This window comes from uncultured Escherichia sp. (assembly GCF_948475835.1).
GTDB lineage: Bacteria > Pseudomonadota > Gammaproteobacteria > Enterobacterales > Enterobacteriaceae > ECMA0423.
This window is the reverse complement of record NZ_CAOLGM010000030.1, coordinates 25574-39529: the sequence shown is the minus strand read 5'-3', so window position 1 is coordinate 39529 and position 13956 is coordinate 25574. Positions and strand designations below refer to the sequence as shown.

General features: G+C 47.7%; 10 protein-coding genes and 1 pseudogene. 6 read left to right on the top strand and 5 right to left on the bottom strand.

Going from position 1 to position 13956, the window contains the following annotated elements:
- Positions 1 to 642, bottom strand: a 642-nt coding sequence (locus tag QZF50_RS08430) for a hypothetical protein (protein WP_290388854.1), incomplete at its 3' end; no start/stop codon positions are given.
- Positions 643 to 782: 140 nt separating this feature from the next.
- On the opposite strand from QZF50_RS08430, the gene hsdR reads away from it, so the two are divergent.
- The 4 genes from hsdR to symE all read left to right on the top strand — a co-directional run bounded on the left by hsdR (position 783) and on the right by symE (position 7064).
- Complete coding sequence (hsdR, locus tag QZF50_RS08425; protein WP_001593930.1) at positions 783 to 3215, top strand: EcoAI/FtnUII family type I restriction enzme subunit R; 2433 nt, start codon at positions 783 to 785, stop codon at positions 3213 to 3215.
- 66 nt (positions 3216 to 3281) lie between these two features.
- Positions 3282 to 4751: a type I restriction-modification system subunit M gene (locus QZF50_RS08420; RefSeq protein WP_001387312.1), complete on the top strand. Its 1470-nt coding sequence runs from the start codon at positions 3282 to 3284 to the stop codon at positions 4749 to 4751.
- Positions 4751 to 6502, top strand: coding sequence for a restriction endonuclease subunit S (locus QZF50_RS08415; RefSeq protein WP_290388853.1), 1752 nt, complete (start codon positions 4751 to 4753; stop codon positions 6500 to 6502). Before QZF50_RS08420 ends, QZF50_RS08415 begins: the two co-directional genes overlap by 1 nt.
- Before the next feature lie 220 nt (positions 6503 to 6722).
- Positions 6723 to 7064: an endoribonuclease SymE gene (symE, locus tag QZF50_RS08410; RefSeq protein ID WP_000132605.1), complete on the top strand. Its 342-nt coding sequence runs from the start codon at positions 6723 to 6725 to the stop codon at positions 7062 to 7064.
- A gap of 46 nt (positions 7065 to 7110) precedes the next feature.
- Here the strand turns inward: symE and QZF50_RS08405 are convergent, their stop codons facing one another.
- The 3 genes and pseudogenes from QZF50_RS08405 to QZF50_RS08395 all read right to left on the bottom strand — a co-directional run bounded on the left by QZF50_RS08405 (position 7111) and on the right by QZF50_RS08395 (position 9464).
- On the bottom strand, positions 7111 to 8274 hold the full coding sequence (locus tag QZF50_RS08405; protein ID WP_071587516.1) for a DUF1524 domain-containing protein: 1164 nt from the start codon (positions 8272 to 8274) through the stop codon (positions 7111 to 7113).
- 47 nt (positions 8275 to 8321) lie between these two features.
- A pseudogene (locus QZF50_RS08400) lies at positions 8322 to 9203 on the bottom strand (DUF262 domain-containing protein).
- A gap of 96 nt (positions 9204 to 9299) precedes the next feature.
- Positions 9300 to 9464: a DUF1127 domain-containing protein gene (locus tag QZF50_RS08395; RefSeq protein WP_001593927.1), complete on the bottom strand. Its 165-nt coding sequence runs from the start codon at positions 9462 to 9464 to the stop codon at positions 9300 to 9302.
- Positions 9465 to 9640: 176 nt separating this feature from the next.
- Here QZF50_RS08395 and QZF50_RS08390 point away from each other — a divergent pair, with 176 nt between their 5' ends.
- Positions 9641 to 11053, top strand: coding sequence for a PLP-dependent aminotransferase family protein (locus tag QZF50_RS08390; RefSeq protein ID WP_001593926.1), 1413 nt, complete (start codon positions 9641 to 9643; stop codon positions 11051 to 11053).
- Between the two features lie 241 nt (positions 11054 to 11294).
- Here QZF50_RS08390 and QZF50_RS08385 read toward each other — a convergent pair whose 3' ends face one another.
- Complete coding sequence (locus QZF50_RS08385; RefSeq protein ID WP_001593925.1) at positions 11295 to 12251, bottom strand: Rpn family recombination-promoting nuclease/putative transposase; 957 nt, start codon at positions 12249 to 12251, stop codon at positions 11295 to 11297.
- Between the two features lie 466 nt (positions 12252 to 12717).
- Between QZF50_RS08385 and mdtM the strand changes: the two genes are divergently transcribed.
- Positions 12718 to 13950: a multidrug efflux MFS transporter MdtM gene (gene mdtM, locus QZF50_RS08380; RefSeq protein WP_001137002.1), complete on the top strand. Its 1233-nt coding sequence runs from the start codon at positions 12718 to 12720 to the stop codon at positions 13948 to 13950.
- The last annotated feature ends 6 nt before the right edge of the window (positions 13951 to 13956 follow it).

Below are 13956 nucleotides of genomic sequence, written 5' to 3'. Positions count from 1 at the left end.
ATACACACTTAATTTAGTCCCCAGAGTTAAAAAAGCAAAATAGATAATAAGTTGCATCAACATGAAGAAAATTAACAAAAAAGCCATCCCTTTCCAGAAATACTCAACCCATGGTGATAGTGTGATATTTAGATTACTCAAACTTAAAAATAAACTGGAAGAAAAACTACTTGAGAATAAATATATAATTGGTATGACAGCTAAAGTCATAGACCTAATAATCATTAATTTTTTATTATTTTTAAATTCCAACTCTAATATAATAAAAACACCTCCCAGAAAAACAAATACTGAAAAAGCACTAAAAACGGATACAGAGACACTGACTGGAAAAATATTAATTGAAAGCACAAAAAACAAAAATATAAACCATGCAATAAGCGAACACCAGGCAGCACAACTATTCAAACTGTTTTTATTACTGAACTTGACAAAATACCCCATATATTCTGTAATGCGATTTTCTTCCACTAATGCATAAAGAAGAATACCAACAAAGCACAGAGATAAAACAATATCTTTCCACAGATATTTATAAGGGAGAAGTATAAAACCAAGGAGTAGATAAATTAGCAGAATGACATCTAATGCCTTAGTACAAAAATATTGTTTCACTCCTTGCAAGAACCGAACATTCTCCATATGAATCCTTATCCTACTATTGATGAAACTCAAGAATACCTTTAAAACAGTGACTTAACGCTGATAATACTCTTTGAACAGATGAATTCATCTATTTTTCTGTGTAGAATTTGCGCATCGCATTTAGATGAGAACACCCCATGGCGGAACTGAACCTAAGTAACCTGACGGAAGCAGACATCATTACCAAATGCGTTATGCCAGCCATTCTCAATGCAGGCTGGGACAACACAACGCAAATCAGACAGGAGGTCAAACTCCGGGACGGTAAAGTCATCGTACGTGGTAAAGTTGCGGCACGCAGAACGGTAAAATCTGCTGACATCGTGCTGTATCACAAACCAGGCATTCCCTTAGCCGTGATTGAAGCAAAAGCCAACAAACATGAAATTGGCAAAGGGATGCAACAGGGCATTGAATATGCGCGCCTGCTGGACGTTCCTTTTGTTTTTGCCACCAACGGTGATGGCTTTATCTTCCGCGATGCCACGGCAGCCGAAGGTGAATGCCTTGAAAAGCAAATAACGCTGGATGACTTCCCCTCCCCCGCTGAACTCTGGCAAAAATTCTGCCTCTGGAAAGGATACACACAAGCTCAGCTTCCGGTGATTACTCAGGATTATTACGACGATGGCAGCGGTAAATCGCCACGTTATTACCAGCTTCAGGCAATCAACAAAACCATTGAAGCCGTCTCCAACGGGCAAAACCGCGTTCTGCTGGTCATGGCGACCGGAACAGGGAAAACCTATACCGCATTCCAGATCATCTGGCGCCTGTGGAAATCAAAAAATAAAAAACGCATTTTGTTCCTTGCCGATCGCAACATTCTGGTCGACCAAACCAAAAATAATGATTTCCAGCCATTTGGTACGGCAATGACCAAAGTCAGCGGACGCACCATTGATCCCGCTTATGAAATTCACCTCGCGCTCTATCAGGCTATAACTGGCCCGGAGGAAGACCAAAAAGCGTTTAAACAAGTCGCACCAGATTTCTTCGATCTGATCGTGATCGACGAATGCCATCGCGGCAGCGCATCCGAAGACAGCGCCTGGCGAGAGATCCTTGATTATTTCAGTTCCGCCACCCAAATTGGCTTAACCGCCACGCCAAAAGAGACGCATGAAGTCTCCAGCACGGATTACTTCGGCGATCCGGTTTACGTCTACTCGCTAAAAGAAGGGATCGAAGACGGCTTCCTCGCCCCTTATAAAGTTGTCCGTGTTGATATTGATGTTGATCTGCAAGGCTGGCGCCCAACCAAAGGGCAAACTGACTTAAACGGCGAAGTGATCGACGATCGTATCTATAACCAGAAAGATTTCGATCGCACGATGGTAATCGACGAACGCACAGAACTGGTTGCCAGAACCATTACCGACTACCTCAAGCGCACCAATCCGATGGATAAAACCATCGTCTTCTGTAACGACATCGATCATGCAGAACGTATGCGCCGCGCCCTGGTTAATCTCAACCCGGAGCAGGTGAAAAAGAACGACAAATACGTCATGAAAATCACCGGCGATGATGAAATTGGCAAAGCTCAGTTGGATAACTTCATCAACCCGAAAAAACCGTACCCGGTTATCGCGACCACTTCAGAGCTGATGACCACCGGTGTGGATGCTAAAACCTGCAAACTGGTAGTACTGGACCAGAACATCCAGTCGATGACCAAATTCAAGCAGATTATCGGTCGTGGTACACGCATCGACGAACGTTACGGCAAACTCTGGTTTACCATCCTCGACTTTAAAAAAGCCACCGAACTGTTTGCCGATGAGCGTTTCGATGGCATTCCCGAAAAAGTCATGGATACCACACCAGAGGATATCGCCGATCCAGACTCTGATTTTGAAGAGAAACTCGAAGAAATCAGCGAACATGACGACGAACAGGTAACAGGCGTTGATGAACCGCCTGCGCCACCATACCAGGTTACCGATACCGATGATGTCGGCCCACTTCCGGAAGAAGACGAGAAGAAAATCCGCAAGTTTCACGTCAACGGTGTAGCGGTGGGCGTTATTGCGCAGCGTGTTCAGTATTACGACGCCGACGGTAAACTGGTTACCGAATCCTTTAAAGATTACACCCGCAAAACACTGCTCAAAGAATATGCCTCGCTGGATGACTTTACCCGCAAGTGGCAGGACGCCGATCGCAAAGAAGCGATCATTCACGAGCTGGAGCAACAGGGGATCATCTGGGAAGTACTGGCAGAAGAAGTCGGTAAAGATCTCGACCCATTCGACATGCTTTGCCACGTAGTGTATGGTCAGCCGCCGTTAACCCGCAAAGAGCGCGCCGAGAACGTGCGCAAGCGGAACTACTTCACAAAATACTCTGAAGCAGCGCAAGCCGTGCTCGATAATCTGCTGGATAAATACGCCGATGCGGGCGTACAGGAGATCGAAAGTATTCAGGTGCTGAAACTTAAGCCATTCGACAGCATGGGCACCTTACCGGAGATTATTAAAACCGGATTTGGCGACCGTAACGGGTATAATCAGGCGCTCAGCGAGCTGGAAAACGAAATCTACCAATTACCGCCCCGCTCTGCTTAACAACTCTCTTTTGCGCCTTCTGCAACCATCATGTTGCAGAAGGCCTTGTTTTTCATGGAATACAACATGTCTATCAGTTCAGTAATCAAATCATTACAAGATATTATGCGCAAAGATGCCGGTGTGGATGGCGATGCGCAGCGTCTCGGTCAGCTCTCCTGGCTGCTATTTTTGAAAATCTTCGATGCCCAGGAAGAGGCGCTGGAACTGGAGCAGGATAACTATCAATATCCGATCCCACAGCGTTATTTGTGGCGCAGTTGGGCCGCCAACGCGCAGGGCATTACCGGTGATTCCCTGCTGGAATTCGTTAATGATGATCTGTTCCCGGCGTTGAAAAACCTCACTGCGCCTATCGATAAAAACCCACGCGGCTACGTGGTGAAGCAGGCGTTCAGCGATGCCTATAACTATATGAAAAACGGTACGCTACTGCGTCAGGTGATCAACAAGCTGAACGAAATTGACTTTACCAGCGCCAGCGAACGCCATCTGTTTGGTGATATTTACGAACAGATCCTTAAAGATCTGCAATCTGCGGGCAATGCTGGCGAATTCTATACTCCACGCGCCGTCACTCGCTTTATGGTGGATCGCGTTGATCCGAAACTCGGCGAATCCATTATGGACCCGGCCTGTGGTACGGGCGGTTTTCTTGCCTGCGCGTTCGATCATGTAAAGAACAAATACGTGAAGAGCGTCGCCGATCATCAGACGCTGCAACAACAGATCCACGGTGTCGAGAAAAAACAGCTTCCGCACCTGCTGGCGACCACCAATATGCTGCTACACGGCATCGAAGTACCGGTACAAATTCGTCACGACAACACCCTGAACAAACCGCTTTCCTCCTGGGATGAGCAACTGGATGTCATTGTTACCAACCCGCCGTTTGGTGGAACGGAAGAAGACGGTATTGAGAAGAACTTTCCGGCAGAGATGCAAACCCGCGAAACGGCGGATCTGTTCCTGCAACTGATTGTGGAAGTACTGGCGAAAAACGGTCGCGCGGCGGTGGTATTGCCGGATGGCACGCTATTTGGCGAAGGCGTTAAAACCAAAATCAAAAAGCTACTTACCGAAGAGTGCAACCTGCATACTATCGTGCGTTTACCGAATGGGGTGTTTAACCCCTATACCGGCATTAAAACCAACCTGTTGTTCTTTACCAAAGGTCAGCCAACCAAAGAGATTTGGTTCTATGAGCATCCGTATCCGGCGGGCGTGAAAAACTACAGCAAAACCAAGCCGATGAAGTTTGAAGAGTTTCAGGCGGAGATTGACTGGTGGGGTAACGAGGCCGATGGTTTTGCCAGCCGCGTCGAGAATGAGCAGGCATGGAAAGTCAGCATTGATGACGTGATTGCGCGTAACTTCAATCTGGATATTAAAAACCCACATCAGGCGGAAACCGTCAGCCATGATCCGGACGAGCTGTTAGCGCAGTATGCAAAACAGCAGGCGGAGATCCAGACGCTGCGTAATCAACTGCGCGATATTCTTGGCGCTGCGCTGTCTGGCAAGGAGGTTAACTAATGAGTGTGGAAAAGCTGATCGTTGATCATATGGAAACCTGGACCTCGGCGTTGCAAACCCGTTCCACCGCCGGGCGCGGCAGTTCCGGAAAAATTGATTTATATGGCATTAAGAAATTACGTGAGCTGATTCTGGAACTGGCTGTGCGCGGTAAACTGGTGCCGCAGGACCCGAACGATGAACCGGCGTCGGAGCTGCTGAAGCGTATTGCGGCGGAAAAAGCGGAGCTGGTGAAGCAAGGTAAAATTAAAAAGCAAAAACCGCTGCCGGAAATTAGCGAGGAAGAGAAGCCGTTTGAATTGCCGGAGGGATGGGAGTGGGTCACACTGTCAACCGTAGGTGAAATAGTCGGAGGAGGAACTCCAAAGTCCGATAATCCGCAATTTTGGGCCAAAAATGGTATTAAGTGGATTACTCCAGCAGACCTCTACGGACTCAAAGGGAAGTACATTACATCTGGAGCCCGTGATATTTCACCCGCAGGACTGTCAAACTCATCAGCCCGGTTGATGCCAAAGGGGAGTGTGCTTTTCTCTAGCCGAGCACCAATTGGATATGTCGCTATAGCAGATGCAGAACTGTCAACAAACCAGGGTTTTAAATCTTGTGTTCCATATATCAAAGAAAGTGCAGAATATATATATTACTTTCTACTGGCATCTGCAAAAAAAATAGATGCAGAGGCAAGTGGGACTACATTTAAAGAAGTCTCTGGGGCAATTGTTTCGAAAATATTATTACCTTTACCGCCATTGAGTGAACAACTAAAAATCGTCTCAAGGGCAAATGAACTTATGTCCCTATGCGACCAACTGGAACAGCAATCCCTGACAAGTCTGGACGCACATCAGCAACTGGTTGAAACCCTGTTGGGAACACTTACAGACAGCCAAAACGCCGAGGAACTGGCTGAAAACTGGACGCGTATTAGCGAGCATTTCGACACACTATTTACCACCGAAGCCAGCGTGGATGCGTTAAAACAGACCATTCTGCAACTGGCCGTAATGGGTAAACTTGTGCCGCAGGATCCGAATGACGAACCAGCCTCCGAACTGCTCAAACGTATTGCGCAGGAAAAAGCTCAACTGGTGAAAGAAGGGAAAATAAAAAAACAAAAATCGTTGCCACCGATTAGCGATGAGGAAAAACCGTTTGAACTTCCGGAAGGGTGGGAGTGGAGTTACCTATCAGATATTGGCATACTTGCTAGAGGAAGATCTAAACATAGACCTCGTAACGATCCCACTCTTTATGCTGATGGCACAATCCCATTAGTACAAACAGGTGATGTTGCAAGATCTAATGGATGTATAAATACATATTCCGCGCTATATAATCAACTAGGATTAAGTCAAAGTAAATTATGGAATAAAGGTACTCTTTGTATTACGATTGCTGCAAATATTGCAGACTCTGGTATTTTAAACTTTGATGCTTGTTTTCCCGATAGTGTAGTTGGCTTTACTCCATATGAAAATGAAATACCTGTTCTTTATTTTCATTATTTCATGATGACAATAAAATCCACTCTGGAAAAATTCGCCCCATCAACTGCGCAAAAAAACATCAACATTGATATATTAAGTCAATTGTTTTTCCCATGTCCACCATTAGAAGAATTCCATCGTATTGTTGATAAAGTTCAAAACTTATTATCAGTTTGCGATGTTCTAAGAGCCTACATTCAATCCGCCCAGCAAACCCAACTGCACCTTGCAGACGCACTCACTGACGCGGCTATAAACTAATTTTCTCGCCCTCATAAAACCAATAAAGCGGCTCAATAGCCGCTTTATTCACATCACCAAAAATTATATTTCACGCTAATTTTCATCTTATTTTCATTAATTTTTAGCTGGACTTTCCCTGTATTTACTGATGATATATCCAGGTATTTAGCGCGGTGGGGATGTGCGCCAACACACCCGCACCGCTCATCACAATCACTATTTTCAAGGAATAGCAGTTATGACTGACACGCATTCTATTGCACAACCGTTCGAAGCAGAAGTCTCCCCGGCAAATAACCGTCAATTAACCGTGAGTTATGCGAGCCGCTACCCGGATTGCAGCCGTATTCCCGCCATCACCCTGAAAGGTCAGTGGCTGGAAGCCGCCGGTTTTGCCACCGGCACTGTGGTAGATGTCAAAGTGATGGAAGGCTGTATTGTCCTCACCGCCCAACCCCCCGTCGCCGAAGAGAGCGAACTGATGCAGTCACTGCGCCAGGTGTGCAAGCTGTCGGCACGTAAACAGAAGCAGGTGCAGGAATTTATTGGGGTGATTGCCGGTAAACAGAAAGTTGCCTGATACATTGACCCGGTAGCACCAGTGCTACCGGGTATTATTCGCCGCGTTATACCAAGGCGCTCTCCATTTGTTTTTCAAATGCCTGACGAATTAATCCCATAATGTAAGGAAGTTGTGCGAGGTCGCTGAAACCAATTTCCACATCACCATTACCCCAGCGCCCAACATTTGTCACATCTTTGGCAATACCTTTCGGATCGACCAGTTCATGAAACTGCATATTAAGCGACAATCGCAGTCGGCTTTTTTGCGGCACAACATCAACAAAATTCGTTTCAGCTTTAAACGCAATATAGAGCTTCAATACTTCCTGCGTGATCCCTGCGTCCAGGCGCATAATTTCATCGCGAAGATGATCAAATAACAACCGGCTATGCAAGCCATCAGCAAGAAAAGGATAATCACTCAGGCTGTAACTGGTTTTGTTCTCCGGCTGTCCCCGATAAACAGCTAAAACCTCTTCAGGAAGAGAAGGCGCTTGCCAGACCTGAACCGCAAGCTCCGCCAGACGATCGGCTCGGGCGTGAATGGCAGCTTCATCCCATTTTTCGCACTGTCCAAGACCGATATTCAAATAGAGCGGGCTATGCTTAAAGCCGTCTTCAATATCGCGTTTTTCTGCGAAAGGTCTGTCACTGTAACGGGAGTTATAGCGCGTTAAAGTGAGATTCCCCAACGTATGCAACAGTTCTTTATGAATACGCTGCCAGTCGCTTCCCAGCTCTTCGCGCCATTTAGCCGACAAATTTTCGTTCTGCGGCATAATATGTTCAATCGTAAACTCTTCCACGCGCTCTCTGCGTTTATCGTTTTCCAGTCGTCGTAACCAGTAGCTGCGACTACGGAAGTTATAGAGATCGCGAACTTTTAATTCCCGTTTAAATTCATCATCGTTGGGGAAACGACGATATGAAGGTAGATTCAAAAAATGTACCTGAATACTTTCCAGATATTTTTCTTTATTAATGACCTTATAAAAAGTAGCAAACGTCTTGTTAAGAGAATTCGTCGGAATCGCACATACTGCACGGCGGAAAACATAAGATTCAATTAAACGAATTATGCTCAGGAAATCCTCGTGAGACAAAACGCCATTTTTATAGTCATGATAAAGCGCCAGTAAGAAAGGATACGCCACATCGACCTTTAACTCGCGCAAATCCTGAAAAGCCGTAGCAAGCGATTTGTCACTTTCTTTTCCCAATGCCATTGCACAGTAATACTCCGCGTAGATGTGAATATCTTCAACCAGTCGATCTACGCCTTTTTCAGCAACACTCTGGCTGCGGGCATGGAGTTTAAATGCCTCATAGACTTCATCTGTCCGAGGGATCTCCCCCGTTTTTACCGTCAGATAATGACGCATAAAACTGTCAAAATATTCGCTGTAACCTTGCTGACCAAAGGCGACTTCCATTGGACGCCAGTGATCTTCATACAACCGGGTTTGATGCTCTGGTTCGAGGCCCATCAGAATAAAATTGCGCACCAGATCGGCCTGACTTAACGCCTTACCGGTGGAGTTCATACTTTCAAAAATCAGTTGCGGATTATCCTGACCACGATTAAGCGCCACATCGACAATTAATAACTTTGCTAACCCACGACATAAGGGGATCAAGTCATCACCGAGTTTGGCAATTTGTTCATCAAAGAAAGTAAAGTTTCCATTATTCGATGGGAATAGTTTTCTGGCATTGGTCTTTGTTTTATTAACGCCAGCAAACTGTCTTTATCAGTCTCGGTCAGCAGTAATTTAAAACCTTTCTCGCCGGACTCATAAGGATTGAGCAAATAATAATTACGCAATTTCATTGCCGAAAAGCCATCAAAAACTTCGTCTTCGCCAAGATGGCGCGATAAAGCCTCAATCAGCAACATTGCCGTCGTCAGCCGTTGTTGACCATCAATGACCAGCAACGGAGAAATACCAGAAACCTGATACAACCCCTGCTCTATATAAACAACCGAACCGATAAAATGCGCTGATATATCGTCACGCTTTCCTGCACGAATGATGTCGTCCCAAAGTTGCCGACATTGTTGTTCTGTCCATGAATAAGTCCGTTGATAAATGGGAATAACAAACTGCTGCGAACGTTTTAAAAAATCGAGTAGGCGAGCTTCTGTAGCTTTCATTCTGACGTCTTTCCGTGAAACGATGATTTCGCAATAATAACCACTTCCTTGTGGAGGTAATAGAGAAATCCTGTTTATCCGCGACGAACATACCCCTCACTCCACATCCTCCCTGCGTAACCCGATATCCCTCAACCGCTCATCACTCATCTGCTGTAACACTCGTCGGGTCTGCATTTGCCGCCGCCAACGCCTCATCGCCTGCCAGAGTTGCACAAGTCTGATAAACGGCGTTTTGGCTTTGTTTTCGTGAAATTCCATCTGCTGCCTCCTCATCTTTCAGAGGCTTCATCATCCGCCTTCTGGCAGTTCACAATACAGATGCAAATATTAGTTTTATTTAACATACAGACAGGTTAAAACAGCATCTGCATCCGGTTTTTTAGCTTCATCTGTACCGGTTTTTCTCTCTGTATGGTCTAAATAAGGAATACAGCATGACGCGTTATCAACATCTGGCAACTCTGCTTGCCGAGCGGATTGAGCAAGGGCTGTATCGTCACGGGGAGAAATTGCCGTCGGTGCGCAGCTTAAGTCAGGAGCACGGCGTCAGCATCAGCACCGTGCAGCAGGCGTACCAGACGCTGGAGACGATGAAGCTCATCACTCCGCAGCCGCGTTCGGGTTATTTTGTCGCACAACGGAAAGCCCAACCGCCAGTGCCACCAATGACGCGTCCGGTGCAGCGCCCGGTGGAAATTACCCAGTGGGATCAAGTGCTGGATATGCTAGAGGCGCATAGCGACAGTTCCATTGTTCCGTTAAGCAAAAGCACGCCGGATGTCGAAACGCCCAGCCTGAAACCACTCTGGCGGGAGCTAAGCCGGGTGGTACAGCATAATCTGCAAACCGTTCTCGGTTATGACTTGTTAGCCGGTCAGCGAGTGTTGCGAGAGCAAATTGCCCGCCTGATGCTCGACAGCGGCTCGGTGGTCACCGCCGATGACATCATCATCACCAGCGGCTGCCATAACTCGATGTCGATGGCGTTAATGGCGGTGTGTAAACCAGGCGATATTGTCGCGGTCGAATCTCCCTGTTATTACGGTTCGATGCAGATGCTGCGAGGCATGGGCGTGAAAGTGATTGAAATCCCAACCGATCCAGAAACTGGCATCAGCGTTGAAGCACTGGAACTGGCGCTGGAACAGTGGCCGATTAAAGGCATCATTCTGGTGCCAAACTGTAATAATCCGCTGGGATTTATTATGCCGGACGCACGCAAACGGGCCGTTCTCTCTCTCGCTCAGCGTCATGATATTGTGATTTTTGAAGATGATGTCTACGGCGAACTGGCAACGGAGTATCCGCGCCCGCGGACCATCCATTCATGGGATATCGACGGGCGAGTGTTGTTGTGCAGCTCGTTCAGTAAAAGTATTGCTCCAGGCCTGCGCGTGGGTTGGGTCGCACCGGGGCGCTATCACGATAAACTGCTGCATATGAAATACGCCATCAGCAGCTTTAATGTACCGTCCACGCAAATGGCGGCGGCAACGTTTGTGCTGGAAGGTCACTATCATCGCCATATCCGGCGGATGCGGCAGACTTATCAGCGCAATCTGGCGCTTTATACCTGCTGGATACGGGAATATTTTCCCTGCGAAATCTGTATTACGCGCCCGAAAGGCGGATTTTTACTGTGGGTAGAATTGCCTGAACAGGTCGATATGGTCTGCGTCGCGCGGCAGCTGTACCGCATGAAAATCCAGGTGGCGGCAGGCTCGATTTTCTCAGCGTCCGGCAAATACCGTAATTGTCTGCGCATCAACTGCGCTTTACCGCTCAGCGAAACCTATCGCGAAGCACTAAAGCAAATTGGCGAGGCCGTGTATCAGGCAATGGAATGAATTCGAAATAGTGGCGAAGCACCTGATTTACTTTCACGAATCGCCTGTAACTCGTTTTATCTTTATAGCGACATCGCCACGTTCCGGCATAGCTTAGGCAAAGTGTGCTTTGTTCATGCCGGATGCGGCGTGAACGCCTTATCCGGCCTACAAAACCAGCAAATTCAATAGATTGCAGAGGTAATGTAGGTCTGATAAGCGTAGCGCATCAGGCTGCTTTGCGTTTGTCATCAGCCTCTGATTAGTACTCGATCCATGGTTCGCGCTTGCTTTCAGGCAAGGGCTGATCTAATGCCTGCATTTGCTCTGCCGAAAGTCCGGTATATCGTTGTATCCATTCAGGATCGGCCCCATTCTGCAACAACAATCGGAGGAGGCTCCGTTCCCCTTCTACTTTCCCTTCTTTCCTCCCCCTCTCCCTTCCCAACAGCCATCCATCATTATGAATTCGCTCTGCAATTGTCATTATTCGCTCCCTGTGGTGTGGCATTCGCCTGGTAAGTTCGCTGATAAACGCCTTAAAACGCGCTTCATCGCCAGTCAGTAAAATGTAATTTAACAGTGCAGTTATCTGGCTGTCATTAGCAAACTCTGTAACCAGTAATACTACCAGTTGGTCGATAAGCCCCATCAGATCGCGCTGGCGAATATGCTTTTGGATCAACTCCAACAGGGCGACTCTGCGATGCTGCACAATCTCGTCGTCTGGCACGACAGTGACATCCACCAGCGGGAACGCTGCGCTATAAAGTTTCCGTGCGGTAGTCGGGTCGGCAAATTCGTCCAGCCAGCACAGGGACCAGGGATAAGGACTACGGCTACCGTGATAAAATAGCATCGGGATGACCAGCGGTAGCGGCCGACGTTTATCATGCTCGATATGGCGCTGCATCACCGCCATGGAATAGCGCATCAGGCGAAAGGCCATATGAATGTCCTCGCGGCTCTGATGTTCAATCACCACATAGATATAACCATCGCCTTCGCGGGTCTTTACCGACCACAGAATATCGGAATGTAGCGCCCGCAATTTTTCATCGACAAAGCTGGCGGATTCCAGTTTTAAGCTGTCGAGATCGCACAGTTCACGTAAATCTTTAGGTAAGTGGATCTCCATAAAATCCCGCGCGGTGTCAGGGTGCGTGAGAAAGGACTTAAATAATGCGTCATGCGGCGTGCTGGTTGTGAAGTTTGTCATGGCGATCCGTCACCTGCTAATAAGATGGCCCGACTGTAGCGACTAACAAAACCATTCTCACCCGGCAATTTCTCGTTCCCCGAGGCACTTTCCAGGCTATTTTTGTTCGTCTGCAAACGAAACATTTTTCCGGAAACAGGCTCGCGTTTTACATTTCCTGTACCAGGCAGATATTCCCCTTTCCACCGCGCTCTTTTGATTAACCGCAAATTTTAATTACACTTAAGGTGTATATTTTCTATGCAACCCATCAATTCAAGAGGTGTAATGTGCTGATGACTATTTGTAATCGTTATACATTCTGACCTGGAGTCAGAAGGTATTTCTCTGTCTGTGTGTTCACAGGCAGTGTGGTTGATTACATGAAATTCAGTACATTTGTCCTTCTCGCCTGCCTTTCGTCATTACCGACGGTATTGAATTTCGTTTTCCCCGTTGGGGTTCTCCGGACAAGGAGTTGTTTGTTATGCCACGTTTTTTTGCCCGCCATGCCGCCACGCTGTTTTTCCCGATGGCGTTGATTTTGTATGACTTTGCCGCGTACCTGTCGACGGATCTGATCCAGCCGGGGATCATTAATGTGGTCCGTGATTTTAATGCCGATGTCAGTCTGGCCCCGGCAGCCGTCAGTCTCTATCTCGCGGGCGGTATGGCGTTACAGTGGCTGCTGGGGCCGCTTTCCGACAGGATTGGCCGCAGGCCGGTGCTGATTACCGGGGCGCTAATATTTACCCTTGCCTGCGCTGCGACAATGTTCACAACGTCTATGACACAGTTTCTTATCGCGCGTGCAATTCAGGGCACCAGTATCTGTTTTATTGCCACCGTTGGTTATGTCACGGTGCAGGAGGCGTTCGGCCAGACAAAAGGGATCAAGTTGATGGCGATTATCACCTCCATCGTACTGATTGCGCCGATTATTGGCCCGCTTTCCGGCGCAGCTCTGATGCACTTTGTGCACTGGAAAGTCCTTTTTGCCATCATTGCAGTTATGGGTTTTATCTCATTTGTTGGCTTACTGCTGGCGATGCCAGAGACGGTGAAGCGCGGCGCGGTTCCATTTAGCGCCAAAAGCGTCTTTCGCGATTTTCGTAATGTCTTTTGCAATCGGCTGTTCCTCTTTGGCGCAGCAACCATCTCTTTAAGCTATATCCCAATGATGAGTTGGGTGGCTGTCTCGCCGGTGATCCTGATCGACGCGGGCGGCTTAACAACTTCGCAGTTCGCCTGGACACAGGTTCCGGTGTTCGGCGCGGTGATTGTCGCGAATGCCATCGTGGCGCGTTTCGTTAAAGATCCGACCGAACCGCGCTTTATCTGGCGTGCTGTACCCATTCAACTGGTCGGCCTCGCACTGTTGATTATCGGCAATCTGCTGTCACCGCACGTCTGGCTGTGGTCGGTGCTGGGCACCAGTTTGTATGCTTTCGGGATTGGTTTGATCTTCCCGACCTTATTCCGCTTTACGCTGTTTTCCAATAACTTACCGAAAGGGACCGTCTCCGCATCGCTGAATATGGTGATCCTGATGGTGATGTCTGTCTCGGTCGAAATCGGCCGCTGGCTGTGGTTTAACGGCGGTCGCTTGCCGTTTCATCTGTTAGCCGTCGTGGCGGGCGTTATCGTCGTTTTCACCCTGGCAGGATTGCTTAATCGCGTGCGCCAACATCAGGCTGCCGAGCTGGCGGAGGAGCGGTGATTTTTG

Bases quoted from the DNA above. Each gene is read 5' to 3' on its own strand.
- hsdR (WP_001593930.1), top strand. From the start codon at position 783: ATGGCGGAACTGAACCTAAGTAACCTGACGGAAGCAGACATCATTACC.
- QZF50_RS08405 (WP_071587516.1), bottom strand. From the start codon at position 8,274: ATGGCATTGGGAAAAGAAAGTGACAAATCGCTTGCTACGGCTTTTCAG.
- QZF50_RS08415 (WP_290388853.1), top strand. From the start codon at position 4,751: ATGAGTGTGGAAAAGCTGATCGTTGATCATATGGAAACCTGGACCTCG.
- QZF50_RS08385 (WP_001593925.1), bottom strand. From the start codon at position 12,251: ATGACAAACTTCACAACCAGCACGCCGCATGACGCATTATTTAAGTCC.
- mdtM (WP_001137002.1), top strand. From the start codon at position 12,718: ATGCCACGTTTTTTTGCCCGCCATGCCGCCACGCTGTTTTTCCCGATG.
- QZF50_RS08390 (WP_001593926.1), top strand. From the start codon at position 9,641: ATGACGCGTTATCAACATCTGGCAACTCTGCTTGCCGAGCGGATTGAG.
- QZF50_RS08395 (WP_001593927.1), bottom strand. From the start codon at position 9,464: ATGGAATTTCACGAAAACAAAGCCAAAACGCCGTTTATCAGACTTGTG.
- QZF50_RS08420 (WP_001387312.1), top strand. From the start codon at position 3,282: ATGTCTATCAGTTCAGTAATCAAATCATTACAAGATATTATGCGCAAA.
- symE (WP_000132605.1), top strand. From the start codon at position 6,723: ATGACTGACACGCATTCTATTGCACAACCGTTCGAAGCAGAAGTCTCC.